Raw genomic sequence first — 19,597 nt, 5'->3', positions numbered from 1 at the left:
ATTACGCAATTTTCCCGAGTTTGAGATCATTGTATTTTTGACTCAATGCATAAAGCATCATCATGAAAATCGGAAAAATAAACGGTAAGAAAAATCTTAACACTGCAGACTGCGGAAAGAATAAGAATTTGATATAAAGATTTATCACAAAAAGAACGGAGATCATCCTTGTCCATTTATCTTTTGAACTCCAGAAAATAACAGCGGTCATTATAATAACTGACAGTGTTACTTTTTTAAAGTAAAGAATTTTTGGATAAAGAATCTGCAGGTAATCATTCAAAGTGACTTTTACCGGATGAGCTGAAATAATAGGTCTTCTGTCTATAAAAGTATCATAAAAGACATCTTTCCAGCCTGGGTAATGATAGAATTTAATGATTACAAGATACATCAACAAAAGAACGCCTCCCTGTGCGATGAGGATAAAGTTGATTTTTTTTTTTTCAAAGTATTGAAATACAAATACTGCAATAAGGTAAGTAAGTGTAAATGTAATATAATCCGGACGGATGAAAGTAATCACCAATAAAAGCAAAAACATCGTCCATAGGCTCCATTTCTTTAGTAGGCCTAAGAGGAGAATCAGAATAAACATAAAGATAAACATATCCGGCATTGAAACTCTTGCCATATACGTTATAGGGGGTAAAGCTAAGGTTGCAATTGTAACGATAGGAGCAAGCCAGTATTTTTTTTGGAAAATAGTTTTAACGGTATAAAAGATGAGTAATCCTGATAGGAAATAAGAAATAAGACTGATCAGTAAAACCGACATGGGAGGAGTAATTCCCATCTTATACAAAGCTGTAATCGTTAAGATATAGCCTATTTTTATCTGATAATAAGGCAATTGTTCTGTAAAAGCCTGAGTATTTTTTTCGAAATACTGCCTTGGAATATCCTGGGGCTTTTTTCCGATAATGTCTGCATAATGATCTGCAGGTGCTTCTTTTTGTATGGAAGTGTAAGTAAGTATGCGAACTTTATCTGGGGAATCTGGAAATTCAGAAGTAAAAATACTTCCTAAATATCCGGGCATATCCCAATCGTATATTCTATTCTTATAGTTCCATGAGGTCAGAAATATAAGGACAGATAATACAAAGAAGAAGGAGATCCCCCATTTTAGTTTCATAGTGGGTAAAGATTGTGTCTATAAATCTTCTGCTTCCGCAAGAAGTTCTACAATATCCTTTACGGCAACTTCTGTATTTTTATTAAAGTGTTTTACACCATCTGTCATCATCGTATTACAGAAAGGACATCCGGTTGCAATCACTTTAGGTTCAAAAGACAAAGCTTCTTCTGTTCTTTCGATATTGATGTCTTTGTTTCCTTTTTCGGGTTCTTTAAACATCTGTGCTCCTCCTGCTCCACAACAAAGTCCGTTGGTTCTGCAACGCTTCATTTCTACGAGCTCAGCATCAAGCTTTTCAAGTAACATTCTTGGAGCTTCGTATTCGTCATTGGCACGTCCCAGGTAGCAAGGATCATGAAAAGTGATTTTTTTCCCTTTGAAAGCTCCGCCTTCAATTTTCAGCCTTCCTTCTTCCATAAGGGTTTTAAGGAACTGCGTATGGTGTACTACATCAAAGTGTCCTCCTAAGCTTGGATATTCGTTTTTTAAAGTATTGAAACAGTGCGGGCAAGCCGTTACGATTTTCTTTACTTCGTAAGCATTCAGGACTTCAATATTGGTAAGGGCCATCATTTGGAAAACAAACTCGTTTCCGGCTCTTTTTGCAGGATCTCCCGTACAGCTTTCTTCCTGTCCCAGAACGGCAAATTCAACGCCTATTTTATTTAATATCTTGCAAAATGCCTTTGTAATTTTTTTAGCACGGTCGTCAAAACTTCCAGCACATCCCACCCAAAATAAAACTTCGGGAGCTTTTCCTTCGGCAGCGTATTCTGCCATTGTTTTTATATTGAAATCCATTTCTTTTTCAATTTGAAAATGTGAGAATTTGGAAATTTGAAAGTGATACAGACTCTAATCAATTTCAAATTTTCAAATCGATTAATTATCTAGTTTTCCGTTGCCCAGTTCAGACGGTCAGCCTGGTTGTACTGCCAAGGAGCAGCATTGTTTTCCACGTTGGTCATCATCAGGTTCAATTCCTGTGGTGCTGCAGATTGCTCCATCACCAGGAATCTTCTCATTTCAAAAATAATGGAAAGCGGGTCTAGCAATACCGGGCAGGCATCTGTACACGCATTACAGGTTGTACATGCCCAAAGTTCTTCTTTTGTGATATAATCGTTCAGTAGTTTCTTACCGTCATCCACAAATTTACCATTCTTATCGATGTTTCTTCCTACTTCTTCAAGTCTGTCTCTGGTTTTCATCAGGATCAATCTCGGAGAAAGTTTTTTACCAGTAATATTAGCCGGGCAAACAGAAGTACAACGTCCACATTCTGTACATGAATAGGCATTGAGTAACTGTACCTGATTCAGGTCAAATATATCTTCTGCACCAAATTTTGAAGGAACATCAGCTTCTGCACCTTCAGCCGGAGCGGCATAAGGGTCTGCATTAGGATCCATCATCAGTTTGATTTCTTTGGTTACAGAATCAAGGTTATTGAATTTTCCTTTTTTATCAAGATTCGCATACCAAGTGCTTGGAAACGCAAGAATAATATGCAAATGTTTTGAGTAATAGAGATAGTTCATGAAGAAAAGGATTCCTACAAAGTGGAACCACCAGGCTCCTTTTTCGGTAAAGAAAAGGAATCCATCTCCAAAATTATTGAAAACAGGACCTAAAATGGCAGAACTGATTGGGAAACTTCCTACCTCATGAAGTAATCCTCTCTGCTGCAAAACCCAGTCAGCAGCATTCATTTTGAAGAAAGCCATCATTAAGGCAAATTCTATAATAAGAATCCAGTTGGCATCATGTTTTGGCCATCCGAAAAGTTCTTTCATGGTTAATCTCTTAACACCATAAAAGTTTCTTCTGATGAAAAATACAACAACTCCAATTACGACAAGAAGTGCTAGCACTTCCAATGTTGCTGTAAAGAAGCTGTAAAAACTGTGTCCGAAGACAGACGATAGAAAACGGTGTGTTCCGAAAAGTCCATCAACAATAATTTCAATAAGTTCTATATTGATAATAATAAAACCTACATATACAAATACGTGCAGAATACCGGCAACAGGACGTTTCACCATCTTGCTCTGCCCCATAGCCACTCTTGCCATGGTGCTCCAACGTTCAGATTTTCTGTCGCTTCTATCTATTTCGTGGCCTAGTCTGATATTTCTGTAAATTTTCAGTAAGCTCTTGCCAAACAGGCCAAAGCCGGCTACTAATAAAATCAGGAAAATAATGTTATCGATGTACTGCATAAGGGGTATTAGTCTTTATTGTTTTTACCGAAAACAGAGAAATTGATATATCTCTTAGGATGAGCTTTCATATCTTCGATCAGGGAATTCAGGTTAGAAGACGCTGAGTTCAGATTATTATAAAGCTGCTCATCCTTCATTAGTTTACCTAAACTTCCTTCTCCTTTATCTATTCCGCCAATTACCTGATTCAGTTTTCCTACGGTAGCATCCAGATTAGCAATTGTTGCGTTTAATTGTTTTGTATCGATGCTTTGTGCAAGATTCCCATATTTATCCAGTGTTACTTTTCCGCTCTGCATGGTAAGACTTGCATCATCCAGTACTTTCTGAAGTTTCGGATCATTGTGCCCTACCAGGTTATTTACGCTTGCCGCAGTTGTTTGTAATGCTCCAACGGTTTTATTAAGATTGGATAACAAAGCTTTAATTTCTGCTCTGTTTTGGGCATCTACAAGCATATTGGCATTGGTCATCAGGGAATCTACTCTATGAAGAACAACCTGTAACTGATCTTTTACGGGTCCAACCTGAGAAGAAAGGCTTCCTAATGTTCCAAGTTTAAAAGCACCTTTCAAGGTATCACCGTCTTTTGCAGTCGCTCCACCATAGGTAAGATTTACTCTCATCTCTTTTCCGGACATTAAGCCTGGTTCAAAAATTTCTAATGTAGAGTTTTTTGAAAATTCGAATTTATTATCAACCGTAATTTTCACTACGAAACTGATTTTACCGTCTTTTGCAGTTTGAGGGATAATCTTATCAACCTGCCCTACTTTAAGACCATTAATAGAAACTGCTGAAGACTGTGCCAGCCCTTCAACATTCTCATATTTTGCGTAAAATATATTATCGGTAGTAAAAAGGCTTTTCCCTTTCATGAATTGAAACAATACCACAAAGCCTACGACAGCTAGCAGTGCAATCACACCAGCTTTTAATTCTTTACTGAACTTCACTTGCTAAATTTTTTCTAATAAGCAAATATAGTACATTTTAAATAAATCTTTTCCCTTATTGCTCTGCGTTAAATACAAAAAAAAGCGACAAATAAATTTGTCGCTTTTTTATATCAATAAAATGATTTCTTATTGTTGTTGATTTCCGATTTTATTCCAGATTTCAATTCTGAAATCCTCGATATCGGCATTGTCCTGAAGGCTCTTCATCCAAGCCTGACCGAACATCCCTGCATTTCTTTGAGTAATAGACTCTGTGAACTGCTTAAGATCTCCAGGTTGTTTGTTTACTGTTTCTGATTTTTTGATCAGTACATAAACTCCTGTACCTCCTTCAATAGGGTTAGAAAGTTTTCCTTTTGCAACTCCAAATGCAGCTCCTGCTACTTTAGGCTCCATAGATCCTGCTACTGAAGGGTTCAATAAGTTAACCTGAGCAGTTTGTTTTGTTGATGCAAATAATTTAGCAACCTGATCTAAGTTTGAAGCTTTCGCTGCTGTAATTTTATCAGAGATCTGCTTAGCTGCCAATTTATTTTTAACAATTACTTCAATCTGATCTCTTACAGATTCCGGATCAGCAAGACCTGCGTCCTGTTTTCCGTTCATGTACACTACAATTTTGTCTCCTGTACCTTCTACAGTGAAAAGTTCTGTATCTCCTTTTGATCTTTTCTTATCGAAAGCCCAAGTTAGGATTTCAGCATCTTTTTCAGTACCTAAGCCTTGAAGCTGACCTTCAAATCTTTTTGCTGCTTTAGGATTGGTGAACTGGTAGTTATCTTTCTTAGCAATATTCACGAAATCGTTGAAAGATTTCCCTTGAACCTGCTGAATGAATTTTCTAGATTTTTTATCTACTTCCGCTTCGGTTGCATCTGAAGGTTTGATTGCTTTCACTAGGTTAGCAACTTTATAACCCATAGATCCTGATTTCTTATCTTCAATATTGATGATATGATAACCGAACTGAGTTTCTACTACCCCTGTAGCTCCTTTAGGATTGTTAGCAAGGTAAGTAAGGAATTCCGGTACGAAAGGAGTTTCCGGAGTTGTCCAACCTAAGCTACCTCCTTGTGCTGCAGAATTAGGGTCGTTAGAAAGCTTAAGGAATTCTGTAAATTTCGCTGGAGTAGCTTTTACAATAGCTCCGATAGAGTCTGCCAATTTCTTAGCCTCCTCTTTAGATCTTGTTACTCCTTGCCCTGCAGGGCTTCCTTTGAAAGCGATAAGGATATGTCTTGATAATGTAGAGTCAGAAGTCTTTTTATTTAAAAGTTTAGAAACTACATAGAAATCTTGTTCTTTGTAAGGACCGAAAGTCTGCCCGATTGCTGCAGTAGCAATTTGACCTTGTATCGTTGCCGGCAATTGATTAGGCGTCATATACTGAGGGTTGAATGGCATATCAGAATTTGCCATTACAAACATCGAATCGTTTTTCGTATTCTGGAAGTTTTCTGCACCTCCGCTAGCATCTGTACCCCCTGAGTATAATTTTGTAATTTCTTTCAATGCTGCTGCATCATCTGCTGCACTAGGCTTAGACGGGAAAAATACAATTCCTAAGTTTCTGCTAGGCTCAGCTTTGAACATTACAGGGTGCTTCTTGATGTAATCAGCAAGATCTTGTGTAGTAACATTGATCTTTGTTTTCTGAAGATAAGCAGCATAATCCACTTTCACAAAGTCGATATCAGCCAACTGATCTCTCTGCTTCATCAATTCTTCCCCTTCTTTTTTACCGGTTGTAATACCTGCTGAAATATTGGTAAACACCTGTCTTGCCATTAGTCTGTACTCTACGGTTTTTCTTGTTTTCAACCATTGAGCATATCCTTGAGGATTGGTGTTCTGTAATGTTTCAATTTCTTTTTTAAGCTCTTGAGTTTTAAAATTACCTTTCTCATCAAAGAACTGTTGATTCTGAGCAAACATCTGATCATACTGGATCTGACTCCAGAAGTAATCGTCTGTCATTTCAAAGCCCAGTTTCTCAAACTGTTGCTTGATAAGTTTAGATTGTACAAGTAACTGCCAAGCCTGCTCCTCAAGTCCGTTTTTTGGACGACCTTGCTGTTCAGCCTGTTGCTGCAACACGAAAAGCTGATCATTGAACTCTTCGCGGGTGATTTTCTCACCATTTACTTTTCCTAAAACGTCAGGATTTTTACCAAAAACCTTGTCGATACTATCTGGGTTCACCAAGAACGCCAAAAGCGCTAAGGCTATTACTCCCATTAAAAGCCAAGGCTTACTCCTAATCTGTCCTAAAATTGCCATTTTATAAATTATAGTTTTTTATCAGTTTGCGAAAATACACATTTTTAAGAAATTACAGAAGCAGAAGTTCTTTATTTTAATTTTTATTCGTAAAGATTATTCAAAAAAGGAAATTTTGACCGTATTTTTCGCTAAAAAACAAATGGCATAAGTATTGCGCGTTTTATAATATCATAATATGCTACACGTTTTCAGAGCATATTTATAGAAAATCACTTTAACGATTAAAAACGAAAATGACAATTTGTCATCCGATTGACTATGACAGAATTTGAAGATATGAGTTTAGAAGAAATGATCAGCGACGGATTTGATATCGTAGCTGAAGAAATCAATCTTTCGGACTTCTCGGAAACTGATAAAAATTCCGAACAGAAAATATTCCCTATACTTCCTGTAAGAAATATGGTAATGTTCCCTAATGTGGTGATTCCCATTACTGCGGGAAGAAAAACATCCATACAACTTCTTGAGGAAGCCCAAAAGAATGGCGATTTTATTGGAATTGTAAGCCAGAAGAATTCAGATCTGGAACAACCTACAGAAAAAGACCTTTACCTTACCGGAACTCTTGCAAAAATCATCAAGATCATCAAGTTACCGGAAGGAAATATTACAGCCATCACAAAAGGCTTTCATAGATTTAAGATTAAAAAAATAACTGAAGTACAACCTTATTTCAGAGCGGAAATATCAAAATTAAAAGACAGCAGACCTAAAAACCAGGAGGAATATGAAGCATTGCTGGATAATATCAAAGATCTTGCATTAAAGATCATTGAGCTGGATCCTAATATTCCTAATGCGGCCAATTTTGCTATCAAAAACATCAACAACAATGATGATCTTCTGAACTTCATCTGCACCAACGCCAATTTCTCATCTGAAGTTAAGCAAAGACTTCTTGAGGAAAAAAGCCTGATGGAGAGAGCCAACAAATGTTATGAAATGATGCATGAGGACTTCAGAAAGCTGGAACTTAGAAACCAGATTCATCAGAAGACTTCAAAAGATCTTGATAAACAGCAGAGAGAATACTTTCTGAACCAACAGATCAGAACGATTCAGGAAGAGCTGGGCGGAGGACCCGAAAGTGATGTAGAAGATTTTATTGCTAAAGCGAAGACAAAACAATGGAGCCAGGAAGTGGAAGATCATTTCCAGAAAGAAATAGGAAGATTACAACGCCAAAATCCTAATTCTCCGGATTATAACGTTCAGAGAAATTATTTGGATTTCTTTACAGATCTTCCATGGGAAACCTATACCAAAGATATTTTTGATATTGCTAAAGCTGAGAAAGTTTTAGACAAAGCTCATTTCGGACTTGAGGATATCAAGAAAAGAATTCTGGAACACATGGCTGTTTTGAAATTGAAAAACAACATGAAGTCTCCTATTTTATTATTGGTAGGTCCTCCGGGAGTTGGTAAAACGTCTTTAGGAAAGTCGATTGCAGATGCATTAGGCAGAAAGTATGTAAGATTATCTTTAGGAGGTCTGCATGACGAGAGCGAAATCCGTGGACACAGAAAAACGTACATTGGTGCGATGGCCGGAAGAATCCTGCAATCCATCAAAAAATCGGGAACTTCCAACCCTGTCATTGTATTGGATGAGATCGACAAGATAGGACAAGGTCTTCATGGGGATCCTAGCTCTGCGCTATTAGAAGTTCTTGATCCTGAACAAAATAAATCTTTCTACGACAATTTCCTTGAGATGGGCTACGACCTGTCGAAAGTGATGTTCATCGCAACAGCCAATTCGCTTTCTACAATACAGACTCCGCTTTTAGACAGAACGGAAATTATTCAGATCGCTGGATATACCTTGGAGGAAAAAATTGAAATCGCTAAGAGACATTTGATCAAAAAGCAACAGGAAGAGAATGGTTTGGATACTAAATCTTTCAAACTTGGAAATGCTGAACTCAAGCATATTATAGAAGCCCACACGTCAGAAAGCGGCGTAAGAACCCTTGAGAAAAGAATCGCTTCTATTGCAAGATGGGTAGCTCTCCAAACAGCTTTGGAAAAAGAATATGATTCTAAAATCTCACTGGAAAAAGTAGATGAAATTCTTGGAGTTCCAAGACCGAAAAGCTTATCTGAGATCACCGGAGTTCCTGGTGTAGTAACAGGTCTTGCCTGGACGAGCGTAGGAGGAGACATTCTTTACATTGAAAGTATTTTAAGCAACGGTAAAGGATCTTTAACCATGACAGGTAACCTTGGTACTGTGATGAAAGAGTCTGCAACAATCGCTTTGGAATATATTAAAGCAAGACACGACGAACTGGGTATTCCACAGGAAGAACTGGATAAGAAAAATATTCACGTCCATGTACCTGAAGGAGCAACACCTAAAGATGGTCCGTCAGCGGGTATTGCTATGCTTACCTCAATGGTTTCTTCTTTCAAAAATAAAAAAGTAAAACCCCATCTTGCGATGACCGGGGAAATTACATTAAGAGGAAAAGTACTTCCTGTAGGAGGTATTAAAGAAAAGCTTCTTGCAGCTACCAGAGCAGGAATCAAAGATGTTATTCTTTGTGAGGCCAACAGAAAAGATGTAGAAGAAATTAAAAAAGATTATCTAAAAAATCTAAAAGTACACTACGCTAATAGAATGGAAGAAGTGATTGACATCGCCATTGAAAAATAAACAACTTATAACATATTAACTTCTCAATAAGGAAACACGTTCTGGTCACCGGGACGTGTTTCTGTTTTATACCCGATCCTCTACTGAGATGGATGGAATGAAATTTGATGTCCTGAAAGAAAACTCAATACGGATTGAATAAAAAATTCCTCAATTCGATGGGTTTTCTTATTTTTATTCCATCCACAGATTTAAATTATGAATTTTCTTAGACTTCCTTTCCTTGTCAAGCTTACGCTCGTTGTAATTTCCATTATTGGACTTGGCTACCTTCTGGCATTAGGACAGAGTATTCTGGCACCGTTTTTCCTTGCATTCCTGATGGCAATGCTTTTTCTACCGGCCGCCACTTTTATGGAAAGGACCCTAAGATTTCCAAGATCGATGTCTACCATGACTTCGGTTTTCATCATGCTGGTTATTTTAAGCGGAATCATATATTTCTTCACCAATCAACTTTCGGATTTCAGTAAGGACCTCCCTCACCTGAAAGATCAGTTTACTACTGTATTTAGTGGGTTACAACATTGGGTATCAAAGACATTCAATGTTAAAGTTGATGAACAGGTGGATTACATCAACCAGGGACTGAATAAATTACTTTCTTCTTCAGGGGCTATTTTAGGATTTACTTTTGGAATTTTTTCAACCGGATTTGGCTTCATCATCTTCTTTACCCTGTTTTTTATCTTTATTTTGAATTACAGAAGACTTTTGAACAATTTTATCGTTACCGTTTTCAATGAAAGACATAAAGCAAGTGTACAGGAGGCAGTCAACGAGATTCGCATCATGACCAAAAAGTACATTTTCGGACTTTTTCTTCAGGTAATCATTGTATCTATCCTTACTTCTATTCTTTTAACTATTTTAGGGGTGAAATATGCTATTCTTTTAGCAGTGCTTACGGGTTTATTAAATGTCATTCCTTATCTGGGAATTTTTATTTCACTTTTAATATCCTGTTTTATAGCATTTGCAACATCCACTCCCTCAACATGCATTTATGTAGCGATGGGCTATATTGCGGTTCATGCGGTGGATGGAAATATCGTTCTTCCATTTGTTGTGGGATCAAAAGTAAAGATCAATGCTTTGTTTTCTTTTATAGGAATTCTTTTGGGAGAACATCTTTGGGGAATTGCAGGAATGTTTCTGTGCATTCCGGCTATTGCAATCATCAAAATTATCTGTGAAAGAGTGGATGACCTGAAACCTTGGGGGAAACTACTCGGAGAGGAACAAAAACCCAACAAAAAGAAAAAAAGTTATAAAATTTCTAAGAATATCACTCTGAAAGAGATGGATTAAGCAGGAACCTATCCTATGTAAAAATTAAAAATATTTACAATAAAAAAGACCGTCTTTTTCAGGACGGTCTTTTTATTATTTACTAAGGAAGCGCACAGTAAGGGCTCATTCCGTTCGGGCAAGTTTCTGTACACGGAATATAAGATTGGTTATCCGGGCAGTATCCTAAATCAGGGCCAGGATTACCTCCACCGGTACCTCCACCTCCTAGGCAAGGATCACCAGGTGGAATTTTACATGGGCAGCCAACAGGGCCAATATCGCATAAACCAATACCTACTCCTCCCTGAATCTCTTTTAAATGAGAGCGATCTAATTTTTTAAGATTTTTCAACATGCTATTTATAATTTTAGTTTGATTTTCTAAGATAGATAAAAAAATTACTCAAAAACCAACATTAACCTACCATTAACGTTAATTACGTATTTTTTATAAAAAATCAATCAACGAATCCTATTTTTATTTTACATTTGATATAAAATCATCAATCATGAAAATAGTAAAATTCATTTTATGTTTACTTTTCGGACTTATGTTTATCAATGCAGGATTAAACAAGTTCTTTAACTATATGCCGATGGAAAAACCTACTCCGGAGCAGATGAAACTGTTCACGGCTTTTAGCGAGATCAGCTGGCTAATGCCATTGGTGGGTACTGTAGAAGTAATTGGCGGACTATTATTTATCTTCCCTAAAACAAGAGCATTGGGCGCTATCGTTATTTTACCTGTCATGGTAGGAATTGTTACCCATGTTTTCACTATGGATAAATCTCCAATGGGAATGAGTATTGCCGGAATTATGTTCCTTATTAATCTCTGGATATTAATTGACAATAGAGAGAAATACAAACATTTAGTTTCATAAGGCAGCAGGTGATAGGTTGCAGCGTCTACAATCTATCACCTGTTGGCTATTTCCTACACAAAAGCACTAAATCCTGTAATCGATCGTCCTACAATGAGCGAGTTGATTTCTTTTGTTCCTTCGTAAGAATAAATGGCTTCGGCATCTGCAACGAATCTGGCCACATCATATTCCAGTAGAATTCCGTTACCGCCCATTACTTCTCTCGCTCTGGAAACAATATCTCTTGTTCTTAATGTACAAAATACTTTAGCCAGAGAAGCGTGTTCGTCTTTTAAAATTCCTTCATCCTGCATTTCAGACAATCTGAAAACCATGGTTTGCATTGCAGTAAGATTGGATAGCATTTCTACCAGATGCCCCTGAATCATCTGAAAAGAAGCAATAGGTCTCCCAAACTGTTCTCTGTTTCGGGTATAGTTAAGAGCACTTTCATAAGCTCCTCTTGCACATCCTGTGGCCATCCAGGCAACTCCGGCACGCGTCATTCGAAGCACTTTTCCTGTATCTTTAAAAGAATTGGCATTCTGCAAACGATTTTCCTCGGTAACGATACAGTCTTTTAAAGTAATAAGACCATTCTGTACAATTCTCAACGCCATTTTCCCCTTTATTTTTTCCACAGAGAATCCAGGATTATCTTTTTCTACAATAAAACCTTTCACTTCCCCGCTATCCAAATCTCTTGCCCAAACAATAATAAGATCTGCAAAGGTTGCGTTACCAATCCATTTTTTCTGACCGTTAAGAACCCATCCTTCCGGAGTTTTTTTACAGGTTACCGTAAGACCACCTGCGGCTCCTGATCCTACTTCTGGTTCCGTAAGTCCAAAAGCTCCAATTTTTTCAAATTTCTGCATCTGAGGCAGCCATTTTTGTTTCTGTTCTTCTGAGCCACAGATATAAATAGAACCCATTGCCAACCCGGACTGAACTCCAAAAAAAGTAGCAATAGACGCATCCACTCTGGCCATCTCCATAGCAATAACTCCTTCCATAAGAAAAGGCATTCCCGGACATCCGTATCCTTCGTACGTAACCCCGCAGATATTCAGTTTTTGGAATTTTGGGATTAGTTCGAATGGAAATTCGTCACGAAGCCAATAGTGATTAACCAAAGGCTTAACTTCTTTTTCCATAAAAGCTCTTACCTGGAGTTGAATTTCCCTCTGTTCGGGAGTAAGGGTGTGATAGATATCGTAAAAATCTCCGTCAATAGGAGGCAGTTCTCTCTTTTTCTTTTCCGGATTAAGCATTTTCATAAGTCCGGAAAGTTGCTTATCATCCAATTTTGAAAAATTCTGCATCAGTTTGGGCAGGTCTACTTTTGAAGAAATGGTGCTCAGCTGATCAAAATCTATGGATCTGAATAGTTCTATTGCATTTCTGATTTTGGAGAAAGTATTTGACATAAGCTATATTGTGATTTTGGTTTGTAAAAGATAAGCAAAAATTACTCCGAAAATAAAAGGGAAACAAGCGTTCTATTTTACAAAATACTCAATTTCAAAACGATACTATAGAAAATTTCGTTTACAAGTTTTTTACTTTCAATATTCAAGCGTTACAAAAGATCCTGTCAGAACTTTGGTTCAAGCAAAAAATAAAAAATCAACGCTATGAAAACCACTTACATTAAATTATCACTATCAGCAGTTATTTTACTAGGAATTTATTCATGTAAAAAAGGAGAAGTTTCAGCTACTGAACTTGCAAATTATGCGACTACAGATTCTGCAGCAGTAGTAGTATCCGATAGTATTTCTTCTGTTGCCAGTATGAAAGTGAAAGACAAGCAATTTATTAAAACGGCAGACGTCAATATGGAGGTGAAGGATGTATATAATGCCACCATTGCTATTGAAAAATCGGTGCAGGAACTGGGTGGTTTTGTTACGAACAGCAACTTAAAAAGCAATGTACTTTCTGAAGACAGCTACAATACCTCTGATCAGGAAGCGGTTCTGATCAAAAAATATCAGACTGAAAACGCCATGCAGGTTCGCATTCCTACCGAAAAATTAGGAGAATTGCTTACAGCAATCAATAGCCATAAATTATTTCTCAATTCAAGATCCGTCAATGCTGAGGACGTAACTGCCAATATCAAATATTCTGAGCTGGAAGGAAAAAGAAACCAAAAAACGTCAGAAAACATCAGTAAGCTGAAGATCAATAAAGACAAAGTAAAGCTGGATGATGAAAATATGGGAGAAAGTAATCTTCAGAAATTACAAAGCATGAACATGACAGATGATCTCAAATACAGCACTATTGACATTTACATTAAAGAACCAAAGCTACGCATTGCAGAAATTCCGGTCACCAACACAACAAGCATTGATAATAAATACAAATACAACTTCATCTACGATGCAAAAGATGCTTTTGTATATGGTTTCTACCTGATCCAGAGAATCATAGTAGGTCTCATCAACATCTGGCCGATCTTACTAATCGCTGCTGCAGTTGTTTATTTCCTGAGAAAAAGAAGAATAATCAAACCTCGATCTTCTAACGCCAAAGAATAAAAACTATCCTAACTAATTAGTTATCATCATAATTTTAGATTTTACAACCTCCTGTTTATAGGAGGTTTTTATTTTTTTGAAAAAAAACTGTAACGATTGTAACCCCTGTTTTACCTACTGTTTAAAAGAACAGAAAATCAAAAAAATTAATACTATGAAAAATTTAGTAAAACTTGGATTCGTAGCATTATTATCTGTAAGCACGATGACAGCAAAAGCACAGAATACAGAGATCGCTAAAGGCAACAGCCTTCTTTGGGAAGTTTCCGGAAACGGTCTCTCTAAGCCTTCTTATATTACCGGAACTTTTCATATCTTATGCAGTAAAGATTTTGAGATAAAACCGAAAGTATTGAAAGCTCTTGAGAAATCTGACAACTTTGTCATGGAAATCAATTATACAGATCCTGCTGAAATGACGTCGCTACAAAAAATGTTTCAGGCAGATAAAAAGATATCGGATCAGCTTTCTCCCGAAGAAGCTAAAGAATTGAATACCATTCTTGCCAACTACGGAACAGATTTGAAAAGTGTAGACTCTTCAAGTCCTCAGACACTTTATTCTCTGCTTTCCACCAAAGCTATTCCTTGTCCTAAAACTGAAATAAAGCTTTATGAAATGGAACTTCTGCAGAAAGCAATTAAAGATAAGAAAAGTATCAAAGGACTGGAGAAAGTGGAAGATCAGATGAAAGCCATTAATAAAGCTTATGATCTGAAAAGCACAATTGCTCAGCTGAAAATGGACAAGGAATATGAGATATTATTCAAACAGATGATAGACGCTTTCAAAAATGAAAATGCACAGTCACTTTATAGCCTTTTCAAAGATGAAAGATTTATGAATGCTCAACAGGAAAAAGCAATGCTTACTGACAGAAATCAAAGCTGGGTAAAAATAATGCCGGAAATGATGAAAAAGGAAGGTTCTTTCTTTGCCGTGGGAGGATCTCATCTTATGGGTGAAAACGGAATTATCCCTCTTCTTCAGGCAAAAGGTTACACCGTAAAACCTGTAACAAGTTTATAATCACAATCAAACCAGGAAACTATTGTGAGCAATCCAACTGAAACTGCTTTTTTAAAGCTTATCAACCAACACAAGGGCATTTTATATAAAGCCTCGCGAATCTATGCAGATTCTGTAGAGGACCGAGAAGACCTGCAGCAGGAGATTCTTATCCAGCTTTGGAAATCCTATCAGAACTTTAAGGGAAACAGTGAATTTTCTACCTGGATGTATCGGGTTGCCATCAATACGGCGATAACCTATTTGAAAAAAGAAAAGCAGAGATCCAATCATCATAAAGGTGTTCCCTCACACTTTGAAGTACAACAGGAAGACTATAATACTACCAAGGACACTCAATTGGAAATATTCTACAATGCCATTCAGGAACTCAATTCCTTGGAAAAAGCCGTCATATTTTATTTCATGGAAGGAATGTCACACAAAGAGATTGGAAACAATTTAGGACTTAGCGAAGGCAATGCCCGAGTAAAACTCAACAGAACAAAAGAAAAAATACAGCAAATCATAAAAAAATCAGGTTATGAATTTTGATCAATTAAAAGAACAGTGGAATAAAGAAGACAGCAACGTCCATATTCCTGATACCATACAGCAATTAAAAGAAAGCAAACATCCCATAGAAAAGATCCGGAAGAATATGAAAAAAGAATTTCCGATGCAGATTGTAGCCATTATTCTGATCGCTTTTTTCCCTCTTCAGTTTCAATTTCCTTCTTCACAATACATCATTTACTATGTGTCTTATACCATGATGGTGGTTATTTCATCATATTATCTGTTTGGATTCTATAAATTCTACAAGCAGACCGAATTCTATACAGGAAACACCAAACACAGCCTTTGGAAGATATACCACGAACTGAGACTTAATATGGAAAGATATCAGTCTTTCGGATTTTTATTACTCCCTCATTTTCTCGTAACAATTGGTCTCTACATTTATAACATAATGGAAAAGCAGGGAAAATCATTAACAGCACTCAATTCTTCTCTGCAACTGGGGTTAATCATTGCAGTACTAATAGGAACTTTAACAATTATTACAAGCATCGTACTTTGGACAAAATATATCTATGGTGCCAGTGCCAAACAATTGGAAAACATCCTGAATGAAATAGATGAATAATATCTAATATCCATCGCCAAATCCTATTTACAACATCTCAGATGAACTCTGAGGTGTTGTTTTTTTAAAAAAATGTTATTTATTGTCTCCAAATTGATATGAGGTTTTATTTTTCCTTAAATTTGCAAATCAGAAATAAATCGTTATGGATTTTTTGAAATTCTGATCCAACTTATAAATATTCTGAACCCATAAATTCCCGAAATATGCTATCAAAAATAAATCCTATACAAACCAACAGCTGGAAAGCTCTTGATGAACATTTTGCAGGAAACGACTTTGATCTTAGAAGCCTTTTCCAATATAACCCGAACCGTTTTGAAGAATTTTCTTTACAAAAGGACAATTATCTTTTTGACTATTCTAAAAATTTAATTGATAGCAGAACGAAGGAACTTCTATTACAACTGGCTGAAGAATCTCAGCTGAAAGATGCCATTTCTAAAATGTTCTCCGGTGACAAAATCAACGAAACCGAAGGAAGAGCTGTTCTACATACAGCTTTAAGAGATTTCTCCGACCGTGAAATTATAGTGGATGGTGAAAACATCAAACCACAGATTAAGAAAGTTCTTGACCATATGAAGTCTTTTTCTGAAAAAGTAATTTCAGGAGAACACAAAGGTTTCAGCGGAAAAGAGATTACTGATGTGGTAAACATCGGAATTGGAGGTTCGGATCTGGGACCAGTAATGGTTTGCTCTGCTTTAAAGCATTTTAAAACAAGACTAGATGTTCATTTCGTTTCCAATGTAGACGGAAATCATATTGCTGAAGTTGTTAAAAACTTAAATCCGGAAACCACTTTATTCATTATTGCTTCTAAAACGTTTACCACTCAGGAAACAATGACGAATGCCAATTCTGCAAAAGATTGGTTCCTTAAAGCCGGAAACCAGGAAGATGTAGCCAAACACTTCGTAGCTTTATCCACTAATATTCAGGAAGTTAAAAAGTTCGGAATCGCAGAAGAAAACATTTTCGAATTCTGGGATTGGGTAGGTGGAAGATACTCTCTTTGGAGTGCTATCGGACTAAGCATCGTACTTTCTGTAGGATATGAAAACTTCGAGCAGCTTCTAAGAGGTGCTTTCGATACTGACCAGCATTTCCAAAACACAGAGTTTTCTGAAAACATTCCTGTATTAATGGGGCTTTTAGGAATTTGGTACCGTAATTTCTATGCAGCCACTACCTATGCAATCTTACCTTATTCTCAATATCTGGACAGATTTGCCGCTTATCTTCAGCAAGGAGATATGGAAAGTAATGGGAAATGTGTAGACAGAAACGGAGAATTTGTAGAATACGAAACAGGACCTATCATCTGGGGAGAACCTGGTACCAACGGACAGCACGCGTTCTATCAATTGATTCACCAAGGAACAGAATTGATTCCTGCTGACTTTATTGCTTATACAAAAAGTCCGAACAAAGTTTCGGATCACCAGGATAAATTATTAGCTAACTTTTTCGCTCAGACTGAAGCACTTGCCTTCGGAAAACTGGAAGAAGAAGTAGAAGAAGAGCTTAGAAATGCAGGAAAGTCTGATGAAGAGATAGACCGATTGATCAATTTCAAGGTCTTCCACGGAAACACACCTACTAACTCTATATTATTCAAAGAATTAACTCCATTCTCATTAGGACAGCTTATCGCTTTATATGAGCACAAAATCTTTGTACAAGGGGTAATCTGGAATATTTTCAGTTTTGACCAATTTGGAGTGGAATTAGGAAAAGTTTTAGCCAATAAAATTCTTCCGGAATTGGAGAATAATGACACAATTAGCTCTCATGACAGTTCTACCAACGGGTTGATCAATTACTATAAGAAGTTTAAATAGTAAATAAAAAAGAAAGTAAAAGTAAATCTAATAAAAGTAATAAAAAGTAAAAATGGCAGAAATTCTTGACGGACTTAAAGTATCCAAGGAAATAAAAGCAGAGATCAAGGCGGAAGTGGAAAAAATCCTTGAAAGCAAAAGAAGAGCTCCGCATTTGGTGGCAATTCTTGTTGGAAACAACGGAGCTAGCAAGGCTTATGTAAACGCTAAAGTGAAAGACTGTGAGGAAGTAGGATTTCAATCCAGTTTAATTAAATTTCCAAGTACAGTTTCAGAATCTGAATTGCTGGAAAAAATTGACGAGTTGAACAAATCTAAAGCCGTTGACGGATTTATCGTTCAGTTACCTCTACCAGACCAAATTGATCAGGAAAAAATCATCAATGCAATTGACCCAAGAAAAGACGTGGATGGTTTCCACCCTGAAAACTTTGGAAAAATGGCATTGGAAATGGACACTTTCTTACCAGCTACTCCTTTCGGAATCTTAACGTTATTAGAAAGATATAACATTGAAACCAAAGGAAAAGACTGTGTAATCATCGGAAGAAGTAAAATTGTAGGAAGACCAATGAGTATTTTGATGGGAAGAAAAGATTTCCCAGGAAACTCTACGGTAACTCTTACACACTCGTATACAAAAGACATCGAAGAATATACAAAAAAGGCAGACATCGTAATTACAGCATTGGGAGATCCTCACTTCTTAAAAGGAGATATGATTAAAGATGGCTCAGTAATTGTTGACGTAGGAATCACAAGAGTAGACGATGACTCTCCAAAAGGATATTACCTTGCAGGTGACGTAGATTTCGAGAGCTGTGCCGCTAAAGCAGGCTGGATCACGCCGGTACCTGGAGGAGTAGGTCCAATGACCAGAGCAATGTTGATGAAAAACACCATCATCGCTTACAAAACTTCGGTCTATAACGACTAATTTTAAAATGAATAAAGAAGAAGATATTTTATTAAAAGAAGGTAAAATGCTCCCCGTAATGGAGCATTTTTACACTTTACAGGGAGAAGGAGCACACACCGGAAAAGCCGCCTATTTTATCCGTTTAGGAGGATGCGATGTAGGATGCCACTGGTGTGACGTAAAAGAAAGCTGGGACCCGAAGCTTCACCCATTAATGAATACTGAAGAGATTGCAGAGACGGCAGCAAAACACTGCAAAACCATTGTTCTTACAGGAGGAGAACCTCTGATGTGGAATCTGGATATCCTCACCGCCAAATTGAAAGAGCTAGGATGTACCGTTCATATCGAAACATCAGGAGCTTACCCTATAAGCGGGCAATTGGACTGGATCACCCTTTCTCCAAAGAAAACAGGACTTCCTAAAGAAGAAATTTATCAAAAGGCCAATGAGTTGAAAATGATCATCTTCAATCAGCATGATTTCACCTTTGCTCAGGAGCAGGCAGCAAAAGTTTCTGAAAACTGTAAACTGTACCTTCAGAGTGAATGGAGCAAAAGAAATGATATGTATCCTAAAATTACGGACTTCATCCTGGAACATCCTGAATGGCAGGCTTCAGTTCAGACTCATAAATATCTGAATATCCCGTAAAAATATGTACCTTAGCTCGCTGTTTCTTTAAAAC

General features: G+C 37.0%; 17 protein-coding genes. 10 read left to right on the top strand and 7 right to left on the bottom strand.

Features of this window, described 5'->3' with window-relative positions; translation table 11 throughout:
- Position 1: 1 nt before the first annotated feature.
- The 5 genes from ACL9RH_RS20205 to ACL9RH_RS20185 form a co-directional block, all read right to left on the bottom strand.
- Positions 2-1,138 carry a hypothetical protein gene (locus tag ACL9RH_RS20205; protein ID WP_422695136.1) on the bottom strand — a complete coding sequence of 379 codons (1,137 nt, stop codon included), beginning with the start codon at positions 1,136-1,138 and terminating at the stop codon, positions 2-4.
- A gap of 18 nt (positions 1,139-1,156) precedes the next feature.
- Positions 1,157-1,942: a (Fe-S)-binding protein gene (locus ACL9RH_RS20200; protein ID WP_422695135.1), complete on the bottom strand. Its 786-nt coding sequence runs from the start codon at positions 1,940-1,942 to the stop codon at positions 1,157-1,159.
- Between the two features lie 89 nt (positions 1,943-2,031).
- Entirely contained in the window at positions 2,032-3,363 is a 1,332-nt protein-coding gene (locus ACL9RH_RS20195; protein WP_422695134.1) for a 4Fe-4S dicluster domain-containing protein, read from the bottom strand.
- 8 nt (positions 3,364-3,371) lie between these two features.
- The gene (locus ACL9RH_RS20190; protein WP_422695133.1) at positions 3,372-4,322 is read right to left on the bottom strand and encodes an MlaD family protein; all 951 of its coding nucleotides are present in this window, start codon (positions 4,320-4,322) and stop codon (positions 3,372-3,374) included.
- Positions 4,323-4,451: 129 nt separating this feature from the next.
- Positions 4,452-6,605, bottom strand: coding sequence for a SurA N-terminal domain-containing protein (locus ACL9RH_RS20185; RefSeq protein ID WP_422695132.1), 2,154 nt, complete (start codon positions 6,603-6,605; stop codon positions 4,452-4,454).
- A gap of 261 nt (positions 6,606-6,866) precedes the next feature.
- Here ACL9RH_RS20185 and lon point away from each other — a divergent pair, with 261 nt between their 5' ends.
- Together lon and ACL9RH_RS20175 are read left to right on the top strand one after the other, a co-directional pair.
- Entirely contained in the window at positions 6,867-9,272 is a 2,406-nt protein-coding gene (gene lon / locus ACL9RH_RS20180; protein ID WP_422695131.1) for an endopeptidase La, read from the top strand.
- 198 nt (positions 9,273-9,470) lie between these two features.
- Positions 9,471-10,583 carry an AI-2E family transporter gene (locus ACL9RH_RS20175; RefSeq protein ID WP_422695130.1) on the top strand — a complete coding sequence of 371 codons (1,113 nt, stop codon included), beginning with the start codon at positions 9,471-9,473 and terminating at the stop codon, positions 10,581-10,583.
- An 82-nt stretch (positions 10,584-10,665) separates the two neighbouring features.
- Here ACL9RH_RS20175 and ACL9RH_RS20170 read toward each other — a convergent pair whose 3' ends face one another.
- Positions 10,666-10,920 carry a bacteriocin-like protein gene (locus ACL9RH_RS20170; RefSeq protein ID WP_422695129.1) on the bottom strand — a complete coding sequence of 85 codons (255 nt, stop codon included), beginning with the start codon at positions 10,918-10,920 and terminating at the stop codon, positions 10,666-10,668.
- A 154-nt stretch (positions 10,921-11,074) separates the two neighbouring features.
- Between ACL9RH_RS20170 and ACL9RH_RS20165 the strand changes: the two genes are divergently transcribed.
- A complete protein-coding gene (locus ACL9RH_RS20165) occupies positions 11,075-11,452 on the top strand; it encodes a DoxX family protein (protein ID WP_422695128.1) in 378 nt (125 codons plus the stop codon).
- Between the two features lie 53 nt (positions 11,453-11,505).
- On the opposite strand, the gene ACL9RH_RS20160 is transcribed toward ACL9RH_RS20165, so the two are convergent.
- A complete protein-coding gene (locus ACL9RH_RS20160) occupies positions 11,506-12,864 on the bottom strand; it encodes an acyl-CoA dehydrogenase family protein (protein WP_422695127.1) in 1,359 nt (452 codons plus the stop codon).
- Between the two features lie 207 nt (positions 12,865-13,071).
- Here ACL9RH_RS20160 and ACL9RH_RS20155 point away from each other — a divergent pair, with 207 nt between their 5' ends.
- The 7 genes from ACL9RH_RS20155 to ACL9RH_RS20125 all read left to right on the top strand — a co-directional run bounded on the left by ACL9RH_RS20155 (position 13,072) and on the right by ACL9RH_RS20125 (position 19,563).
- Positions 13,072-13,983 (top strand): DUF4349 domain-containing protein, encoded by a 912-nt coding sequence (locus tag ACL9RH_RS20155; protein ID WP_422695126.1) that lies wholly within the window; start codon positions 13,072-13,074, stop codon positions 13,981-13,983.
- Positions 13,984-14,137: 154 nt separating this feature from the next.
- Positions 14,138-15,013, top strand: coding sequence for a TraB/GumN family protein (locus ACL9RH_RS20150; protein WP_422695125.1), 876 nt, complete (start codon positions 14,138-14,140; stop codon positions 15,011-15,013).
- A 99-nt stretch (positions 15,014-15,112) separates the two neighbouring features.
- Positions 15,113-15,547 (top strand): RNA polymerase sigma factor, encoded by a 435-nt coding sequence (locus tag ACL9RH_RS20145; protein WP_422695258.1) that lies wholly within the window; start codon positions 15,113-15,115, stop codon positions 15,545-15,547.
- Complete coding sequence (locus ACL9RH_RS20140; RefSeq protein ID WP_422695124.1) at positions 15,537-16,142, top strand: hypothetical protein; 606 nt, start codon at positions 15,537-15,539, stop codon at positions 16,140-16,142. Before ACL9RH_RS20145 ends, ACL9RH_RS20140 begins: the two co-directional genes overlap by 11 nt.
- A 206-nt stretch (positions 16,143-16,348) precedes the next feature.
- Positions 16,349-17,989 carry a glucose-6-phosphate isomerase gene (pgi, locus tag ACL9RH_RS20135; protein ID WP_422695123.1) on the top strand — a complete coding sequence of 547 codons (1,641 nt, stop codon included), beginning with the start codon at positions 16,349-16,351 and terminating at the stop codon, positions 17,987-17,989.
- A gap of 52 nt (positions 17,990-18,041) precedes the next feature.
- Entirely contained in the window at positions 18,042-18,926 is an 885-nt protein-coding gene (locus tag ACL9RH_RS20130; RefSeq protein WP_422695122.1) for a bifunctional 5,10-methylenetetrahydrofolate dehydrogenase/5,10-methenyltetrahydrofolate cyclohydrolase, read from the top strand.
- Positions 18,927-18,933: 7 nt separating this feature from the next.
- Positions 18,934-19,563: a 7-carboxy-7-deazaguanine synthase QueE gene (locus tag ACL9RH_RS20125; protein ID WP_422695121.1), complete on the top strand. Its 630-nt coding sequence runs from the start codon at positions 18,934-18,936 to the stop codon at positions 19,561-19,563.
- Positions 19,564-19,597 lie beyond the last annotated feature (34 nt).

The sequence above is a fragment of the Chryseobacterium sp. Mn2064 genome, from assembly GCF_049319685.1.
Taxonomy (GTDB): domain Bacteria; phylum Bacteroidota; class Bacteroidia; order Flavobacteriales; family Weeksellaceae; genus Chryseobacterium.
Note: the sequence above shows the minus strand (reverse complement) of the source record. Positions and strands in the feature narration are given on the sequence as shown.

Excerpts from the sequence above, each read along its gene's own strand:
- ACL9RH_RS20205 (WP_422695136.1), bottom strand. The coding sequence starts at position 1,138 with ATGAAACTAAAATGGGGGATCTCCTTCTTCTTTGTATTATCTGTCCTT.
- ACL9RH_RS20200 (WP_422695135.1), bottom strand. The coding sequence starts at position 1,942 with ATGGATTTCAATATAAAAACAATGGCAGAATACGCTGCCGAAGGAAAA.
- ACL9RH_RS20195 (WP_422695134.1), bottom strand. The coding sequence starts at position 3,363 with ATGCAGTACATCGATAACATTATTTTCCTGATTTTATTAGTAGCCGGC.
- ACL9RH_RS20185 (WP_422695132.1), bottom strand. The coding sequence starts at position 6,605 with ATGGCAATTTTAGGACAGATTAGGAGTAAGCCTTGGCTTTTAATGGGA.
- lon (WP_422695131.1), top strand. The coding sequence starts at position 6,867 with ATGACAGAATTTGAAGATATGAGTTTAGAAGAAATGATCAGCGACGGA.
- ACL9RH_RS20175 (WP_422695130.1), top strand. The coding sequence starts at position 9,471 with ATGAATTTTCTTAGACTTCCTTTCCTTGTCAAGCTTACGCTCGTTGTA.
- ACL9RH_RS20170 (WP_422695129.1), bottom strand. The coding sequence starts at position 10,920 with ATGTTGAAAAATCTTAAAAAATTAGATCGCTCTCATTTAAAAGAGATT.
- ACL9RH_RS20165 (WP_422695128.1), top strand. The coding sequence starts at position 11,075 with ATGAAAATAGTAAAATTCATTTTATGTTTACTTTTCGGACTTATGTTT.
- ACL9RH_RS20160 (WP_422695127.1), bottom strand. The coding sequence starts at position 12,864 with ATGTCAAATACTTTCTCCAAAATCAGAAATGCAATAGAACTATTCAGA.
- ACL9RH_RS20155 (WP_422695126.1), top strand. The coding sequence starts at position 13,072 with ATGAAAACCACTTACATTAAATTATCACTATCAGCAGTTATTTTACTA.
- ACL9RH_RS20150 (WP_422695125.1), top strand. The coding sequence starts at position 14,138 with ATGAAAAATTTAGTAAAACTTGGATTCGTAGCATTATTATCTGTAAGC.
- ACL9RH_RS20140 (WP_422695124.1), top strand. The coding sequence starts at position 15,537 with ATGAATTTTGATCAATTAAAAGAACAGTGGAATAAAGAAGACAGCAAC.
- pgi (WP_422695123.1), top strand. The coding sequence starts at position 16,349 with ATGCTATCAAAAATAAATCCTATACAAACCAACAGCTGGAAAGCTCTT.
- ACL9RH_RS20130 (WP_422695122.1), top strand. The coding sequence starts at position 18,042 with ATGGCAGAAATTCTTGACGGACTTAAAGTATCCAAGGAAATAAAAGCA.
- ACL9RH_RS20125 (WP_422695121.1), top strand. The coding sequence starts at position 18,934 with ATGAATAAAGAAGAAGATATTTTATTAAAAGAAGGTAAAATGCTCCCC.